Annotated in this window: 13 protein-coding genes and 1 other RNA gene; 9 read left to right on the forward strand and 5 right to left on the reverse strand. The window is 53.4% G+C overall.

The window, feature by feature from the left end:
- Positions 1 to 24: 24 nt before the first annotated feature.
- The 3 genes from ssrA to smpB form a co-directional block, all read right to left on the reverse strand.
- Positions 25 to 387, reverse strand: a transfer-messenger RNA (tmRNA) gene (ssrA, locus tag CPA50_RS00515).
- An 88-nt stretch (positions 388 to 475) separates the two neighbouring features.
- Positions 476 to 1,897, reverse strand: coding sequence for a WS/DGAT/MGAT family O-acyltransferase (locus CPA50_RS00520; protein ID WP_096780554.1), 1,422 nt, complete (start codon positions 1,895 to 1,897; stop codon positions 476 to 478).
- A 135-nt stretch (positions 1,898 to 2,032) separates the two neighbouring features.
- On the reverse strand, positions 2,033 to 2,512 hold the full coding sequence (gene smpB, locus CPA50_RS00525; protein ID WP_096780555.1) for an SsrA-binding protein SmpB: 480 nt from the start codon (positions 2,510 to 2,512) through the stop codon (positions 2,033 to 2,035).
- Positions 2,513 to 2,698: 186 nt separating this feature from the next.
- On the opposite strand from smpB, the gene CPA50_RS00530 reads away from it, so the two are divergent.
- From CPA50_RS00530 to CPA50_RS00540, 3 genes are all read left to right on the forward strand, one after another.
- The gene (locus tag CPA50_RS00530) at positions 2,699 to 4,348 is read left to right on the forward strand and encodes a sodium-dependent transporter (protein ID WP_096782261.1); all 1,650 of its coding nucleotides are present in this window, start codon (positions 2,699 to 2,701) and stop codon (positions 4,346 to 4,348) included.
- 74 nt (positions 4,349 to 4,422) lie between these two features.
- Positions 4,423 to 4,878 (forward strand): type II toxin-antitoxin system RatA family toxin, encoded by a 456-nt coding sequence (locus CPA50_RS00535; protein ID WP_096780556.1) that lies wholly within the window; start codon positions 4,423 to 4,425, stop codon positions 4,876 to 4,878.
- Complete coding sequence (locus CPA50_RS00540; RefSeq protein WP_096780557.1) at positions 4,865 to 5,146, forward strand: RnfH family protein; 282 nt, start codon at positions 4,865 to 4,867, stop codon at positions 5,144 to 5,146. Before CPA50_RS00535 ends, CPA50_RS00540 begins: the two co-directional genes overlap by 14 nt.
- 5 nt (positions 5,147 to 5,151) lie before the next feature.
- Here the strand turns inward: CPA50_RS00540 and CPA50_RS00545 are convergent, their stop codons facing one another.
- Positions 5,152 to 5,478, reverse strand: a complete 327-nt coding sequence (locus CPA50_RS00545; RefSeq protein WP_096780558.1) for an outer membrane protein assembly factor BamE — start codon at positions 5,476 to 5,478, stop codon at positions 5,152 to 5,154.
- Between the two features lie 122 nt (positions 5,479 to 5,600).
- On the opposite strand from CPA50_RS00545, the gene fur reads away from it, so the two are divergent.
- Complete coding sequence (gene fur / locus CPA50_RS00550) at positions 5,601 to 6,011, forward strand: ferric iron uptake transcriptional regulator (protein WP_096780559.1); 411 nt, start codon at positions 5,601 to 5,603, stop codon at positions 6,009 to 6,011.
- A gap of 89 nt (positions 6,012 to 6,100) precedes the next feature.
- On the opposite strand, the gene recN is transcribed toward fur, so the two are convergent.
- Complete coding sequence (gene recN / locus CPA50_RS00555; protein WP_096780560.1) at positions 6,101 to 7,780, reverse strand: DNA repair protein RecN; 1,680 nt, start codon at positions 7,778 to 7,780, stop codon at positions 6,101 to 6,103.
- 244 nt (positions 7,781 to 8,024) lie between these two features.
- Between recN and grpE the strand changes: the two genes are divergently transcribed.
- The 5 genes from grpE (at position 8,025) to carA (ending at position 14,041) form a co-directional block, all read left to right on the forward strand.
- Entirely contained in the window at positions 8,025 to 8,627 is a 603-nt protein-coding gene (grpE, locus tag CPA50_RS00560; protein ID WP_096780561.1) for a nucleotide exchange factor GrpE, read from the forward strand.
- A 103-nt stretch (positions 8,628 to 8,730) separates the two neighbouring features.
- Positions 8,731 to 10,656 carry a molecular chaperone DnaK gene (dnaK, locus tag CPA50_RS00565; RefSeq protein ID WP_096780562.1) on the forward strand — a complete coding sequence of 642 codons (1,926 nt, stop codon included), beginning with the start codon at positions 8,731 to 8,733 and terminating at the stop codon, positions 10,654 to 10,656.
- Between the two features lie 77 nt (positions 10,657 to 10,733).
- Positions 10,734 to 11,861: a molecular chaperone DnaJ gene (gene dnaJ / locus CPA50_RS00570; RefSeq protein ID WP_096780563.1), complete on the forward strand. Its 1,128-nt coding sequence runs from the start codon at positions 10,734 to 10,736 to the stop codon at positions 11,859 to 11,861.
- A 23-nt stretch (positions 11,862 to 11,884) separates the two neighbouring features.
- Positions 11,885 to 12,685 (forward strand): 4-hydroxy-tetrahydrodipicolinate reductase, encoded by an 801-nt coding sequence (gene dapB, locus CPA50_RS00575; protein WP_096780564.1) that lies wholly within the window; start codon positions 11,885 to 11,887, stop codon positions 12,683 to 12,685.
- A gap of 225 nt (positions 12,686 to 12,910) precedes the next feature.
- Positions 12,911 to 14,041 carry a glutamine-hydrolyzing carbamoyl-phosphate synthase small subunit gene (gene carA / locus CPA50_RS00580; protein ID WP_096780565.1) on the forward strand — a complete coding sequence of 377 codons (1,131 nt, stop codon included), beginning with the start codon at positions 12,911 to 12,913 and terminating at the stop codon, positions 14,039 to 14,041.
- The last annotated feature ends 70 nt before the right edge of the window (positions 14,042 to 14,111 follow it).

Raw genomic sequence — 14,111 nt, forward strand, 5'->3', positions numbered from 1 at the left:
GTCAGGGGCTTTTTTCTCTTTGGTTGGTGGAGACGGCGGGAATTGAACCCGCGTCCGCCAGCACTGTGCCTTGAGATCTACATGCTTATGTCCTTCAATTGATTTAACCTCAAGCGACCCGAAGGCCAGGGTGCAAGAGGCGAGTTCTTTAAATCTTAGCCGCTAGCCAGTGAACTCTGGATAACGGAGCATCCCGTAAGCGATGACGTCCTGAGATGTAGCTCTGGGCTACGGGCGACCCAGTCAGGACGACTAGCAGCTTACGCTGCTAGTGCGTAGTTTTCGTCGTTTGCGACTATTGCATTGCAGCTTTGGATTAACGAGATTCGCTGCCATCTCGACATGCACCCAAGGGTTCGCCACCAGCGTCGAAGCCATGTCGTCCCCTTACTCACAGTATATGTGGGCGTCTTGCCCAACTTCAAGGCTTCTTTGTTGCTGTTTTGCACAAGCGGCTCTGTAACCCCGTTAAATGTCAGCCTGTCTTTTGCTTTGTTCTTTTGTGTCTGCCCGCCAGGGCCGCGTGGTTCAGGGCTTTAAAGCTTTCGTGGAAGTAGTTCATTACGGCGTTCGGGTCTGCATGAATAGCTTTGTCGACGGTAATGCCAAACTGAACTGTGCCGGCGTAGCTGAAAATACTCATGCCAATACCGATGTTTCCGCTTTGAGGTACCCAGAACATGGGCTGGGTTACCTTGCTCCCTGCCAGATACAGGGCTTCTTTCGGCCCGGGTACGTTGGTGAGCACGGCAGATGCTTTGTTGCTCAGGAGTTCCAGTGCCCGCCGTTCAAGAATGTCGGGACCACGGCCGAATAAATCAAGGAGGCTGTAGGTAACCTGTGCCTGATACGACTGTTTCAGGCTGTTCATGTTCTCGTGAACCTGCCGGAAGCACATCAGTGGATCCATCACTTCCGCCGGAAGTGTCACCAGTACCATGCCGAACTTGTTCCCCAGGGTTTCTATAGGCTGGTCGAGAGGGCGGAGGTTGAACGGAACGGCAACGCGGATTCCGCGCTCCGGCACGGCCTCCTTATTAGCTGCAAAGTGTCTTTGCAGGGCCCCTGTTACCGTACATAGCAGTACGTCGTTGATGGTGCCGCCCAGAGCCTTTGAGCACGCCTTTACTTCTGCAAGATCCAGCGGATCTGCCCAGGACACCTGCTTGCGGCCTGAGAGGGGCGTCTTTAGTCCGGTTTTCGGCTCGAAGGGGGCAAGGCCCAGTTTTATAAGATCTACAACAAAGCTGCTGGCGGTTGAAGCCAGCTTGATGGGGTAGCTGGGTTCTTCCCGCATGGACTGGATGAACAGGCGGGCCTGACTTGTGGCGGCCTGGGTATTGTCGACCACGCGATGGAGCAGCCGCTGAACCGGGGATCTCTGTTTGGTTTTTGACGCGCGTCTGGGTGCTACCTTTCCCGGTTTTGGGTCTGGAGTTTTGTCTGTGAGGGACAGCATGACCCGAACCAGTGAAATACCGTCAGCAATACAATGATGGATGCGCACCAGCAGGGCGCTGCCGCCATCATAGTTATCGATATAGTGCATTTGCCAGAGCGGTCGGCGGAAATCCAGCGAGGAACTGTTCATATCACTCGCTAGTTTCTGAAGCTCGGCTTTGTCAGCCTTGCCGGGGAGGGCAATCTGGTGGAGGTGATTGTCCAGGTCAAACAGGGGGTCGTCCTGCCAGTAGGTTTTGTCCCCGTTGTCCACAACCCGCTGTCGGAAACGGCTGAAGCGCAGGAACCGCTCCTCAATCGTATGTTTAAGACGGCTCATGGGAATGGGGCGTTCAAGGGTAAGAACGCCGCATATCATCATTGGATTCTCTGGCGTGTCCATTCGCAGCCACGCTCGATCTACGGCCGACATGGGAATTTGAGTTGGTGGTGGCATAGGCCCTCCCTCGATGCTGCACCGGACAGCTGCAGTATATGCAGCATAAAAATGGGTGCATAGAGAGTGAGTATGCGACACAAGTTACCCGCGGCCCATGACGCGGGTCAGGAAAACTGTCTGTTAAATTAACCGTCAGGCGTTGCCGTCACGCAGGATGCGCTGTTTCTGGCGATTCCAGTCCCGCTCTTTCTCGGTGGCGCGTTTATCAAACAGTTTTTTGCCTTTCACCAAGGCGATTTCGCATTTTACTTTGTTCTTTTTCCAATACAGCGCCAGGGGCACGCAGGTTTGGCCTGCCTGGCTCGTTTCCCCAATCAGTTTGGCCAGCTCTTTGGCATGGAGAAGCAGCTTGCGTGTACGGGTGGGGTCGGCAATAACGTGCGTGGAGGCTGCGGTAAGAGGCTGAAAGTGCCCACCCAGCAGGAAGGCCTCACCATCTTTCAGCAAGACATAAGCGTCCGTTATCTGGGCTTTCCCGGCGCGGAGTGATTTCACTTCCCAGCCGAGAAGGACAAGACCCGCCTCAAAGCGTTCTTCTATGTGATATTCGTGCTTCGCCTTCTTGTTCAAGGCGATGGTACTGCTCTGCGTACCAGGTTTTTTCTTGCTCATGAATCAATTATCCGGTTTCGGACGAATGAACGGGCCGACCGCACGCGGGTCGGCAAAAGGCGCATTGTAGCTCAGGAGTGCCAGACTGGTCACGAAATGGCCGTGAAAGGCCTGGTCGGTTCGTACGCGAGGGAGTCCTTCGGCTACACTGTCAGGCCAGACACTTTCCTGAGGCCAGAGGCGAAAATGCCTACGCCATATCAAATACATATCGGGTCATTTACCCGGAAATCAACTTTTTTCTGGGCTGCAGTTGGTGCGACTGTAGGCCTGGCTAACCTGTGGCAGTTTCCCTATCTGGCAAGTCTGCACGGTGGTGGGTTGTTTATTTTGCTGTATCTCGGCTGTTTGTTGCTGGTCACTCTGCCTCTGATGGTTACCGAAGCCTCTATTGGCCGCTATGCGCGCCACGGCATTGTATTGGCAATGGATGGTCTGATTCGCAGTGCGAGAAGCTCAAGAGCCTGGATGGCTGCAGGCCGGTTCAGTATTCTGGCTGCTTTTTTGGTGCTGTCGTTTACTGCGGTGTTTGGGGCAATTGCGCTGGCCTATGTGTTTTTCGGTGCTACGGGTCAGTTTTCAGGCGCTGGTGAGCCTGAAGCGACAGAGGTTCTTGCAGGGCTGGTTTCTGATCCAAGGGCTCACCGGGAGTTTATGGGTTGGCATGCTTTTTTTCTGATTATGGTGCTCTGGGTGTCCGGGCAGGGGGTGGTTGAAGGTCTTGAGCGAGCTTTCAGAATAGTGGTGCCGGGCACGCTTGTACTCCTGCTTGCCTTGTTTGGTCTTGCGACCTGGTATGGTCGAATTGATGGTGCTATCAGCCAGATTCTTGGGATGCATCCGCAGGACCTCACCTGGGATAGCCTGCGTGCAGCACTGTTTCATGCATTTTTTACTTTGGGCCTGGGAATGGGAGTGTGGGCAGTTCTGGGTGCTTACACAACACCGGACACGCGGTTGAAGCGATCCATTCTGGCGGTTGTTCTGATGGACACGCTGGTAGCGATTCTGGCTGGATTGATGATTTTCGCCATGGCTACGGATAACAGTATTTTTGATGGCGAGAGAGGGTTTAGCCTGCTGTTTGTGTCGCTGCCGGTTACGCTTGCTGAGCTTCCTGCAAGCCAGTTCATTATCGCGACTGTTTTTCTTCTGGTGGTAATGATTGTGTGGGCGACCGCCCTGGCTTTGCTGGAGCCGGTTGTCGGCTGGTTTCGTGAATGGACCGGCGCGCCCAGAGAACTGACAGTAATTCTTGTAGGGTTGGCGGTTTGGGTCGCGGGCCTGGCATCTCTGTTCTCATTCAATGTGTGGGCAGACTACAGGCTTGGTGGAGCGACAGTTTTTCGCTGGCTGGAGTTGATAACCGGAGGGTTGATGATTCCTCTGGTGGCGATTCTGATCGCTCTTTTTACTGGCTGGTGCATGACGCGCAACCTCTCAAAAATTATGCTCGGAACAGCGCCAAAACTCTTTGGTGCAATCTGGTTTTGGGTTATGCGCCTGGTGCTGCCCGTAGTCGTTGTCTATATCGGAGTTCACTATACCGCGGCTTCGCTGGTAAACCTGTGCGACAACGGCAGCAGGGCCTTCTGGTGTGAGCCTGCTCCCGGTATGGTTTTACAGGACAAGACGGGTGCGTCTTCTGGAGCGACGGCTGCAGCCGGCCATACTGAAGATAGTAGTGGGGAGAGCACTCTGGCAGGGAAGGAAGCTGATGACAGCTCAGATGAGCCGCGCCCTGCCGGACAGGCACCTGCAAGTGAGCCGGTTGAAGAGCAATCGCCTCCTGAAAATGCCCCTAAAGACGACGATATCCTTTATCATAGTGTCTGATTGCAGTCGTGCTGGGTCTTCATGCGCCTGTCATCATTTTTAAAGCGTGTTTGTAAGCAGGACAACCCGTTCCAATGCCACATCAGATTGATAAGACAGCCCTGGTTATGCACTCTGCCGAGCGCATGTTTCACCTGGTTAATGACGTAGCCCGTTACCCTGAGTTTCTTCCCTGGTGTGCGGGTGCCGAGATTCATCAGCAGAGTCCGGAACAGATTATGGCTTCGTTGGAAATAGCCAAGGGTGGGGTGCGGCACAAGCTTACTACCCGTAATCAACTGCTGATGCCGGAAGCGATAGAAATGAATCTGGTCGATGGGCCATTCCGTAATCTTACGGGGCGCTGGCACTTCAAAGCGCTGGATGAGAATGCCTGTAAAGTGATCCTGACACTGGAGTTTGAGTTCTCGGGCACGCTGTCGCGCATGACATTCGGGCCGGTGTTCAGCCAGGCAGCGACCACCATGGTGGATGCTTTCTGCCGCCGCGCAGATGATATCTACAAGGGGGTGGCAGATGCCGCACGTTGAAGTGGCATACGCCCGTCCAGATAAGCAGGAGATCATTCCTGTCCAGGTTCCGGACGGTACAACCGCTGTTGAGGCGGTCAAGCTGTCAGGTATTGCTGAAATTTTTCCGGAAATTGATGCCGATTCGATTGATATGGGGATATTCGGCAAGGTTATCAAGAAACCTGCGGAGCATGAGTTGCGCGATGGAGATCGGGTAGAGTTGTACCGTCCTCTCCAGATTGACCCGAAACAGGCTCGCCTGAACCGGGCCAAAAAGAAGTCCTGACAGGGTCAGTAAGCCGGAGTTTCTTCCAGAAGCTGGGCTTCGTAATGTGAGTAACGATTGCCATCGTAATAGATGATGATGCGTTGTTCTTCAATATCGCCGCCACTGCGCTGGAACGTGTAAACATAATATTCGCGGGAGCTGTCAACCGGGTTCAGCATAAGAGGGCTGCCGAGCAGCGCCTGAACCTGACTGCGTGGCATGCCTTCGTTAAGTTTGGTGAGCTCTTCATCAGTAACAATGTTGCCTTGTTGGACGTTGATCTTGTAAACGCCCGGGAAGGAACAGCCGGACAGAACCAGAGTGAGAATGAGAGCTGTGAGCTTTTGCATCGCCGGAGGAAATCCTCTATCTTGAAATCGCCTGCCAAGGGCAGGTGTGGCACGGGTTAACCGTTAAATGGCGGCTTCATCATACCGGAAGCCGTGAGGCACACCAAAGAGTGAATAGTAACATGTCATCTGAAAACACCGAATTAAGAAAAGTCGGTCTTAAAGTCACTCTTCCGAGAGTGAAGATCTTCAACATCCTGGAGAACTCCAAGGATCACCATCTCAGTGCAGAGGATGTGTACAAACGACTCTTGGACCAGGGTGATGATGTGGGATTGGCCACCGTTTACCGGGTGCTTACCCAGTTCGAGACAGCGGGTCTGGTGCTGCGCCACAATTTTGAGGGCGGTCACGCGGTTTTCGAGATGGCCGGTGAAGATCATCACGATCACATGGTTTGTACCCAGACCGGGCAAGTGATTGAGTTTGTTGATGAGGTGATTGAAGAGCGCCAGAAGAAAATTGCGAAAGAGCATGGCTATGAAATCGTTGAACACAGCCTTATTCTCTACGTTAAGCCCATCAAGTCGTAATTGAATGGCCGAATAAAAAAAGGGCAGGCCGTGAAGCCTGCCCTAATAGCTCTCAGGGTTGAGAGGGGAAAGTGGAAATCGTGATCACTTCAGTGATGGGTTGCCTGTCCTTTGGAAAACATTTCTGTGGCGTGGGCAAGGGTATGTTCGGTCATATCCACGCCGCCCAGCATTCTTGCCACTTCGCTGATTCTTCCCTGGTCATCCAGAGATTCGATCTTTGAGAAGGTCGCTTCCTGGCGGGTGAACTTGCTGACAAACAGGTGCTGGTGGCACTGAGCCGCAACCTGAGGCAAATGAGTTACGCAGATAACCTGGCCATTGTCTCCCAGTGATCGCAGCAGTTTGCCAACCACCTCGGCCGTGCCTCCTCCAATGCCCACATCGACTTCATCAAAGATCAGGGTCGGGGTTGTGGATGTTTGTGCAACCACCACCTGAATGGCAAGGCTGATGCGTGACAACTCTCCGCCGGAAGCAACCTTGGCCAGTGGTCTTGCGGGTTGACCAGGGTTGGCGCTGACCAGAAACTCTAATTCTTCTGCGCCGTGGGGTGCGGGTTCATCCTGGCTGTTACGATTCAGTTGTGTGATGAACTGTACCGACGGCATGCTCAGCTGAACCAGTTCACCGGCAATACGCTGATCCAGCTCTGCTGCTGCTTTGGACCGGGCTTTGGAAAGCTTGCTGGCGAGTTTGTTGAAGTTTTTGAGCTGGTTTTCCAGCTCCGCTTCCAGCTTTTCCAGGCTTCCCTCTCCGCCATCAAGCTCCGCCAGTTCTGCGCTTAACCGTTGGTGGAATTCCGGTAACTCTTCGGGGTTGATGCGGTGTTTGCGTGCCATTTGGTAAAGAGCGCTAAGTCTTTCTTCAACGTCCGCAAGGCGTGCGGGGTCTGCCTCATAGTCGTCCACAAAATGGCGAAGGTTATCGCCGGCCTCACTGACCTGGATCTGGGCTTCGCTGAGCATCTGAATGGTGTCGGCCAGTGCAGGGACCGCAACAGGAAGCTGCTCAAGCTGTTGCAATGCCTGCCGTATCAGGCCTGCTGCGCTCGTTTCATCTTCAGTGCAAAGCAGGGCAGCCTGATGGCTGTTGTGCAGAATTGCATCCGCCTGGCTTAATTGCGCCTGTTCCTGCTCTAACTGTTCCTGCTCGCCATTTTCTATTGCGAGCCGGTCAAGTTCTTCGACCTGGTAGCGCAGTAGTTGTAGTCTGGCTTCAGACTCTTCGGCGTTCTGCTGCCGTTCGGACAGCTTTGTGCGTATCTGATTCCATGCTTTCCATGCCTCGCGGGTCTGGTTAGCGAGTTCTTCTGCGCCAGCGAATTCGTCAACGAGTTTGCGGTGCGTTTCTTTGCGCAGGAGAGATTGATGCTGGTGCTGACTATGAATATCCATCAGCAATCCGCCAAGGTCTTTCAGGTGGGCAAGGGGACAGGGCTGGCCGTTAATGTAAGCTCGTGATCGTCCGTCTTTGCTGATCGCCCGGCGCAGGATGCAGTCACTGTCGTCATCCAGTTCGTGGGTCTCCAGCCATTGCAGGGCTTCGGGGATGCCGGATACGTCAAATGTGGCGGTTATATCTGCACGCTTGGCTCCGTGGCGGACGGCTCCGGCGTCAGCGCGACCGCCCATGGCGAGTCCCAGTGCGTCCAGTACTATGGATTTGCCGGCGCCTGTTTCTCCGGTGAGAGCTGTCATGCCTTTGCCAAATTGCAGTTCTACCCTTTCGGCAATCGCGTAATTGGAAACTGTGAGCTGTGTGAGCATGCAGATAACCTCCACCGTAAAAGATACTGTTTGTGCATACAGTGACTGTGAATATATACAGTGATTTTCATGTTTGCAAACATATAGGAGAGATTTTCTTCGGTAATGGGGGCTCTGATGGTTGAAACCTGAGCAGTGGGCCCCATATTCGTTCGCAATAACATTCTTCCGGCTCCGTGGGGCTGGAGCCTATGTTCAACTGGCCGCGTTTAAGCCGGTCACCGGAGATCTGGCAGGAGTAGTCATGAGCACCGACGAAAACCGCAATGAGCAGATAGATGAATTGAAAGCGGCCGCTGAGGCAGCTGCCGAAGACTCGCAAGCGAGTGAGCAGGAGACAGAGCCGGGTGAAACTTCCGAGATGGAAGCCCTTAAAGAGCAGGTTAAGGAGTTTCAGGAGCAGGTGTTACGTTCTCAGGCCGAAATGCAGAACGTGCGCCGCCGGGCAGAAATGGATGTTGAAAAGGCGCACAAGTTTGCGCTGGAAAAATTTGTCAAAGAACTGCTTCCGGTAGCCGACAGTCTCGAGAAGGCGGTTGAAAGTACGGAAGGTCAGGAAAATTCCGGTGATTTGGTGGCATCTATTCGTCAGGGTGTCGAAATGACGCTGAACCTGCTCGAATCCAGCCTGAAAAAATTCAATGTTGAGCCGCTGAATCCGATTGGTGAGCCGTTTGATCCCCAGCGGCATGAGGCTATGTCTCTGGTTTCGGCGCCGGATGCCGAGCCGAACAGCGTCGTTGCTGTGGTTCAGAAGGGCTACCTGCTGAACGGGCGCGTGGTTCGCCCGGCAATGGTGATGGTAGCGAAGGCTCAGGATGCACCAAAAATCGATGAGCAGGCTTGAAAAAACAGTTAAAGCGCCAATATATCCATCAAACAGCAGAAGCCGGAATGAGCTTTTCCGGGCAACTATTTAGTACAGTATTCAGAAGAACTGGAGCGATTCAATGAGCAAAATTATCGGTATTGACCTTGGAACAACAAACTCGTGCGTGGCCATCATGGATGGCGACAAAGTCCGGGTTATTGAAAACGCCGAGGGTGACCGCACCACCCCATCCATTATCGCTTACACCGAGGATGGCGAGATTCTGGTTGGCCAGTCGGCCAAGCGCCAGGCGGTTACTAATCCGCACAACACTATTTACGCCATCAAGCGTCTGATCGGCCGTCGTTTTACCGATGATGTTGTTCAGAAAGATATCAAGATGGTTCCCTACAAGATTGCCGGAGCGGATAACGGTGATGCGTGGGTAGAGGTTAAAGGCCAGAAAATGGCGCCGCCTCAGGTGTCTGCAGAAATTCTGAAGAAAATGAAGAAAACTGCGGAAGATTATCTGGGCGAAAAAGTGACTGAAGCCGTTATTACTGTGCCGGCTTACTTCAATGACAGTCAGCGTCAGGCTACCAAAGATGCTGGTAAAATTGCTGGTCTGGAAGTTAAGCGCATTATCAACGAGCCCACTGCAGCAGCCCTGGCCTATGGTCTGGACAGGAAGAGCGGTGACCGTACTGTAGCGGTTTACGATCTGGGTGGCGGTACTTTCGACCTTTCCATTATCGAAATTGCGGATGTGGACGGTGAACACCAGTTTGAAGTGCTGGCAACCAATGGTGATACTTTCCTTGGTGGTGAAGATTTCGATATGAAAATTATCGAGTTCCTTGCTGACCAGTTCAAGAAAGACAGCGGTATCGATCTGCGTGGTGACTCCCTGGCCATGCAGCGTCTGAAAGAAGCTGGTGAGAAGGCCAAGATTGAGCTTTCCAGCAGTCAGCAGACTGATGTTAATCTGCCGTACATTACTGCAGATGCCAGTGGTCCCAAGCACATGAACGTCAAGCTGACCCGTGCCAAGCTTGAGTCGCTGGTGGAAGACCTGGTTCAGCGCAGCCTGGAGCCTTGTAAAGTCGCTCTCAAGGATGCAGGCATGAAGGCCAGTGAAATCGATGAGGTTATCCTTGTTGGTGGCCAGACCCGTATGCCTCTGGTTCAGGAAAAAGTTAAAGATTTCTTTGGCAAAGAAGCCCGGAAAGACGTTAACCCGGACGAAGCTGTTGCCATGGGTGCTGCGATTCAGGCAGCTGTACTTTCAGGCGATGTGAAAGACGTTCTGTTGCTGGACGTGACTCCGTTGACCCTGGGTATTGAAACCATGGGTGGCGTAGCGACTCCGCTGATCGACAAGAACACCACTATCCCGACCAAGAAGTCTCAAACCTTCTCAACAGCGGATGACAGCCAGACTGCTGTAACCATTCACGTGGTTCAGGGTGAGCGTAAACAGGCAGCTCAGAACAAGTCGCTGGGCCGTTTCGATCTGGCGGATATTCCGCCTGCACCGCGCGGCGTGCCGCAGATCGAAGTAACTTTTGATATTGATGCCAACGGTATTCTGAATGTGTCTGCAAAAGACAAGGCTACCGGCAAAGAGCAGTCTATCGTCATCAAGGCTTCTTCTGGTCTGAATGATGAAGAAATCGAGAAAATGGTTCGCGATGCCGAGGCGAATGCTGACGAGGATCGCAAGTTCGAAGAGCTGGTTCAGGCCCGCAACCAGGGCGATGCTATGGTTCACGCGGTACGCAAGACTCTGACAGATGCCGGTGACAAGGTCAGCGACAGCGAAAAAGAGTCGATTGAAGCGTCTATCAAGGAACTGGAAGAGGCGTTGACCGGCTCTGATAAAGACGACATTGAAGCCAAGACCCAGAAGCTGACAGAAGTTTCCGGCGAACTGGCTCAGAAGATGTACGCAGATCAGGATGGCCAGGCCCAGCAGGCCGGTGGTCAGGAAGAAGCGCAGTCTCATGCTGCTGATGACGCGGTTGATGCCGAGTTTGAAGAAGTTAAAGACGACGAGAAGAAGTAATTCCGGCGTACATCAGGTAGTTGGAAAACGCGGAGCTGCTCCGCGTTTTCCTCGTTTAAAAAACAGGGTTTTAAAGCATGGCCAAGCGTGACTATTACGACATTCTCGGAATCTCTCGGGATGCGGATGAGAAAGAAATCAAGCGGGCGTACCGAAAGCTCGCGATGAAGTTTCACCCCGACCGTAACCCGGAAGACAAAGATGCCGAGAACAAGTTCAAGGAAGCCAGCGAAGCCTATGAAATATTGGCTGACCAGTCCAAGCGGGCGGCCTATGATCAATTTGGCCATGCTGGAGTAGATGGCCAGGCCGGTGGTGGCTTCGGGGGTGGTGGTAACTTCTCCGACATCTTCGGCGATGTATTCGGTGATATTTTTGGTGGAGGTGGCGGCGGTCGCGGTCGCAGTACTCGTGGTTCTGATCTGCGATATACCCTGGAACTGGATCTTGAAGAGGCTGTAAGGGGCAAAACTGTCAAAATCACCATTCCGGGACACAAGGAATGTGAGGCCTGTGATGGCAGCGGTGCAGAAAAAGGTTCGCGGCCTGAGACCTGTGGTACCTGTAAAGGTATGGGGCAGGTGCGTATGCAGCAGGGTTTCTTTACTGTTCAGCAGGCCTGTCCTACATGTCGGGGCTCTGGTCAGATAATCAAAAATCCATGCAAGGCCTGTCATGGGCAGGGCAGGGTGCAGGAGGAGAAAACGCTCTCCGTGAAAGTGCCGCCGGGTGTTGACACCGGTGATCGTATCCGGCTCTCCGGTGAGGGTGAGATGGGTACGGATGGTGGGCCTCCTGGTGATCTGTATGTGCAGATGTCAGTGCGGGAGCATTCGATATTTACCCGTGATGGCCGTAATCTTTATTGCGAGGTGCCGATCAGTATCGTGGATGCAGCGCTGGGGGGCGAGTTGGAAGTGCCTACGCTGGATGGTCGGGTGAAACTCCGGATTCCTGCAGAGACCCAGACCGGCAAACTCTTCCGGTTACGTAATAAAGGCGTCAGTCCGGTTCGGGGAGGCCCTTCCGGTGACCTGCTCTGTCGCGTGACGGTAGAAACTCCGGTTAAACTGACCAAGCGCCAGAAAGAGTTGCTCAATGAGTTCCAGGCTACGCTTGATGGTACTGGAGGTACGAATCACGCTCCGAAGAAGACCTCCTGGTTTGAGGGTGTTAAGAGCTTTTTTGACGAAATGAAATTCTGAACAGCTTCATATAGGAAAAGACCATGAGGGTAGCAATCATCGGCGCCGCCGGGCGCATGGGTAAGGTGTTGATTGAGGCGGTTGATGGCACTGAAGGGCTAACGCTTGGTGCCGCTGTCGTCCAGCCGGGTAGCAGTCTTATAGGGGCTGATGCTGGTGAAATGAGCAGTATCGGAAAAACCGGCGTAAAGATGGTGGGTGCCCTGGAGGATGTGAAAGATGATTTTGATGTGCTCATCGATTTCACCTTTCCGGACCTGACCCTGGAGAGTGCGCAATTCTGTAAGGCCAATGGCAAAATGCTCGTCGTCGGAACAACCGGCATGTCAGGCGCTGAAAAAGAGCAGTTGGCTCTGGCCGCAGAGTCTACCCAGGTGGTGTTTGCTCCTAATATGAGTGTGGGCGTGAATGTCGTTCTCAATCTCTTGCGTACTGCGGCAGCGACTCTGGGTGATGACTACGATGTAGAAATCATTGAAGCCCATCATCGCCACAAAAAAGATGCGCCCTCTGGAACAGCTCTGCGTATGGGCGAAGTCGTTGCTGATGCGCTTGGTCGTGATCTCAAGGAGTGCGCGGTCTACGGTCGTGAAGGTTTTACCGGGGAGCGTACCCGCAAAGAAATCGGGTTCGAAACTATCCGTGCCGGTGATGTTGTTGGCGATCACACTGTGCTCTTTGCTACAGAAGGTGAGCGCGTTGAAGTCACTCATAAGGCCAGTAGCCGCATGACATTTGCCAAAGGCGCGATGCGTGCAGCCCTTTGGCTTAAAGATAAACCTGCTGGTTTATACGATATGCAGGATGTCCTGGGGCTGAAGTAGTGCTTGTCAGGCGATTTTGCATGGACATAAAACCGCATACTCCATATAATAAGGCAGTTTAACTGCACCAAGCGTAGGCTTTTAAAAGCTCGGGGACAAAAACCGTTCCCGGATAACAAAAAGCGGGACGGAGTTTTTACTCCCTCTCGCTTTTTTGCGACCTGAATTTGCGCTTGCGTTCCTGTTCGTGACGAACCGATACGCCACTCGATGAGGATACAAGCCTTGAGAACACCCGCAATCCTTGCACTCGCAGACGGAAGCCTGTTTTACGGCACTGCTATTGGCGCTGACGGCGAAACCAGTGGTGAAGTGGTGTTCAACACCGCCATGACTGGCTATCAGGAAATACTGACTGATCCGTCATATGCCCGCCAGCTCGTTACCCTGACATACCCGCACATCGGTAACACCGGTGTGAATGATGAGGATGTAGAATCAGATCGTGTTCAGGCGGCTGGCCTTATCATTCGTGATCTGCCTCTGGTGGCAAGTAATTGGCGTAGTAGCGGGTCGCTGGATGACTATCTGCGAAGCAGTAATGTGGTCGGAATTGCCGATATTGATACCCGGCGCCTTACGCGTATTCTTCGTGATAAAGGCTCGCAGAACGGCGCGATTGTAGCCGGCGCTGACGCCACTGCCGAGCGTGCGCTGGAGTTGGCTAACGCATTCCCCGGGCTCAAAGGCATGGACCTGGCCAAAGAGGTCACTTGTGACAAACCCTATAAGTGGGCTCAGGGTGAGTGGTCGCTTGACTCGGGCTACGCTGAGGCTGGTGAAGCGAAGTTCAGGGTTGTGGCCTGGGATTATGGTGTCAAGTTCAACATCCTGCGTATGCTCGCGTCCCGTGGTTGTGATATTACCGTGGTGCCTGCGCAGACACCGGCCGCAGATGTGCTGGCGATGAACCCTGATGGCATATTTCTTTCCAACGGTCCGGGTGATCCTGAGCCATGCGATTATGCAATCAAGGCGATCCAGGAAGTGCTTGAAACCGAGATTCCCGTATTTGGTATCTGTCTGGGGCACCAGCTTCTTGCGCTGGCCAGCGGAGCAAAAAGCATGAAGATGGGCCACGGTCATCACGGTGCCAATCATCCGGTTCAGAGGATTGATAAGGGTACGGTCATGATCACCAGCCAGAACCACGGTTTTGCTGTTGATGAAGCATCCTTGCCTGCTGTCCTGGAGGTTACCCACAAGTCTCTGTTCGATGGCACTTTGCAGGGTGTTCGCCGTACCGACAAGCCTGCGTTCAGCTTTCAGGGGCACCCCGAGGCGAGCCCTGGGCCAGGTGATGTTGCACACTTATTTGATGAGTTTATCCGTCTGATGGAAGTCTCCAGGGCGTAAGGCCAGCATACGGAGAAATAAGTCTTCCCGGACACGCGCCGCGTTTCTGCGCTGCAAGAATTTAAACGTT

Source organism: Marinobacter sp. ANT_B65 (assembly GCF_002407605.1).
GTDB lineage: Bacteria > Pseudomonadota > Gammaproteobacteria > Pseudomonadales > Oleiphilaceae > Marinobacter.

Coding starts and splice junctions, on each gene's coding strand:
- CPA50_RS00520 (WP_096780554.1), bottom strand. CDS start 1,897: ATGCCACCACCAACTCAAATTCCCATGTCGGCCGTAGATCGAGCGTGG.
- smpB (WP_096780555.1), bottom strand. CDS start 2,512: ATGAGCAAGAAAAAACCTGGTACGCAGAGCAGTACCATCGCCTTGAAC.
- CPA50_RS00530 (WP_096782261.1), top strand. CDS start 2,699: ATGCCTACGCCATATCAAATACATATCGGGTCATTTACCCGGAAATCA.
- CPA50_RS00535 (WP_096780556.1), top strand. CDS start 4,423: ATGCCACATCAGATTGATAAGACAGCCCTGGTTATGCACTCTGCCGAG.
- CPA50_RS00540 (WP_096780557.1), top strand. CDS start 4,865: ATGCCGCACGTTGAAGTGGCATACGCCCGTCCAGATAAGCAGGAGATC.
- CPA50_RS00545 (WP_096780558.1), bottom strand. CDS start 5,478: ATGCAAAAGCTCACAGCTCTCATTCTCACTCTGGTTCTGTCCGGCTGT.
- fur (WP_096780559.1), top strand. CDS start 5,601: ATGTCATCTGAAAACACCGAATTAAGAAAAGTCGGTCTTAAAGTCACT.
- recN (WP_096780560.1), bottom strand. CDS start 7,780: ATGCTCACACAGCTCACAGTTTCCAATTACGCGATTGCCGAAAGGGTA.
- grpE (WP_096780561.1), top strand. CDS start 8,025: ATGAGCACCGACGAAAACCGCAATGAGCAGATAGATGAATTGAAAGCG.
- dnaK (WP_096780562.1), top strand. CDS start 8,731: ATGAGCAAAATTATCGGTATTGACCTTGGAACAACAAACTCGTGCGTG.
- dnaJ (WP_096780563.1), top strand. CDS start 10,734: ATGGCCAAGCGTGACTATTACGACATTCTCGGAATCTCTCGGGATGCG.
- dapB (WP_096780564.1), top strand. CDS start 11,885: ATGAGGGTAGCAATCATCGGCGCCGCCGGGCGCATGGGTAAGGTGTTG.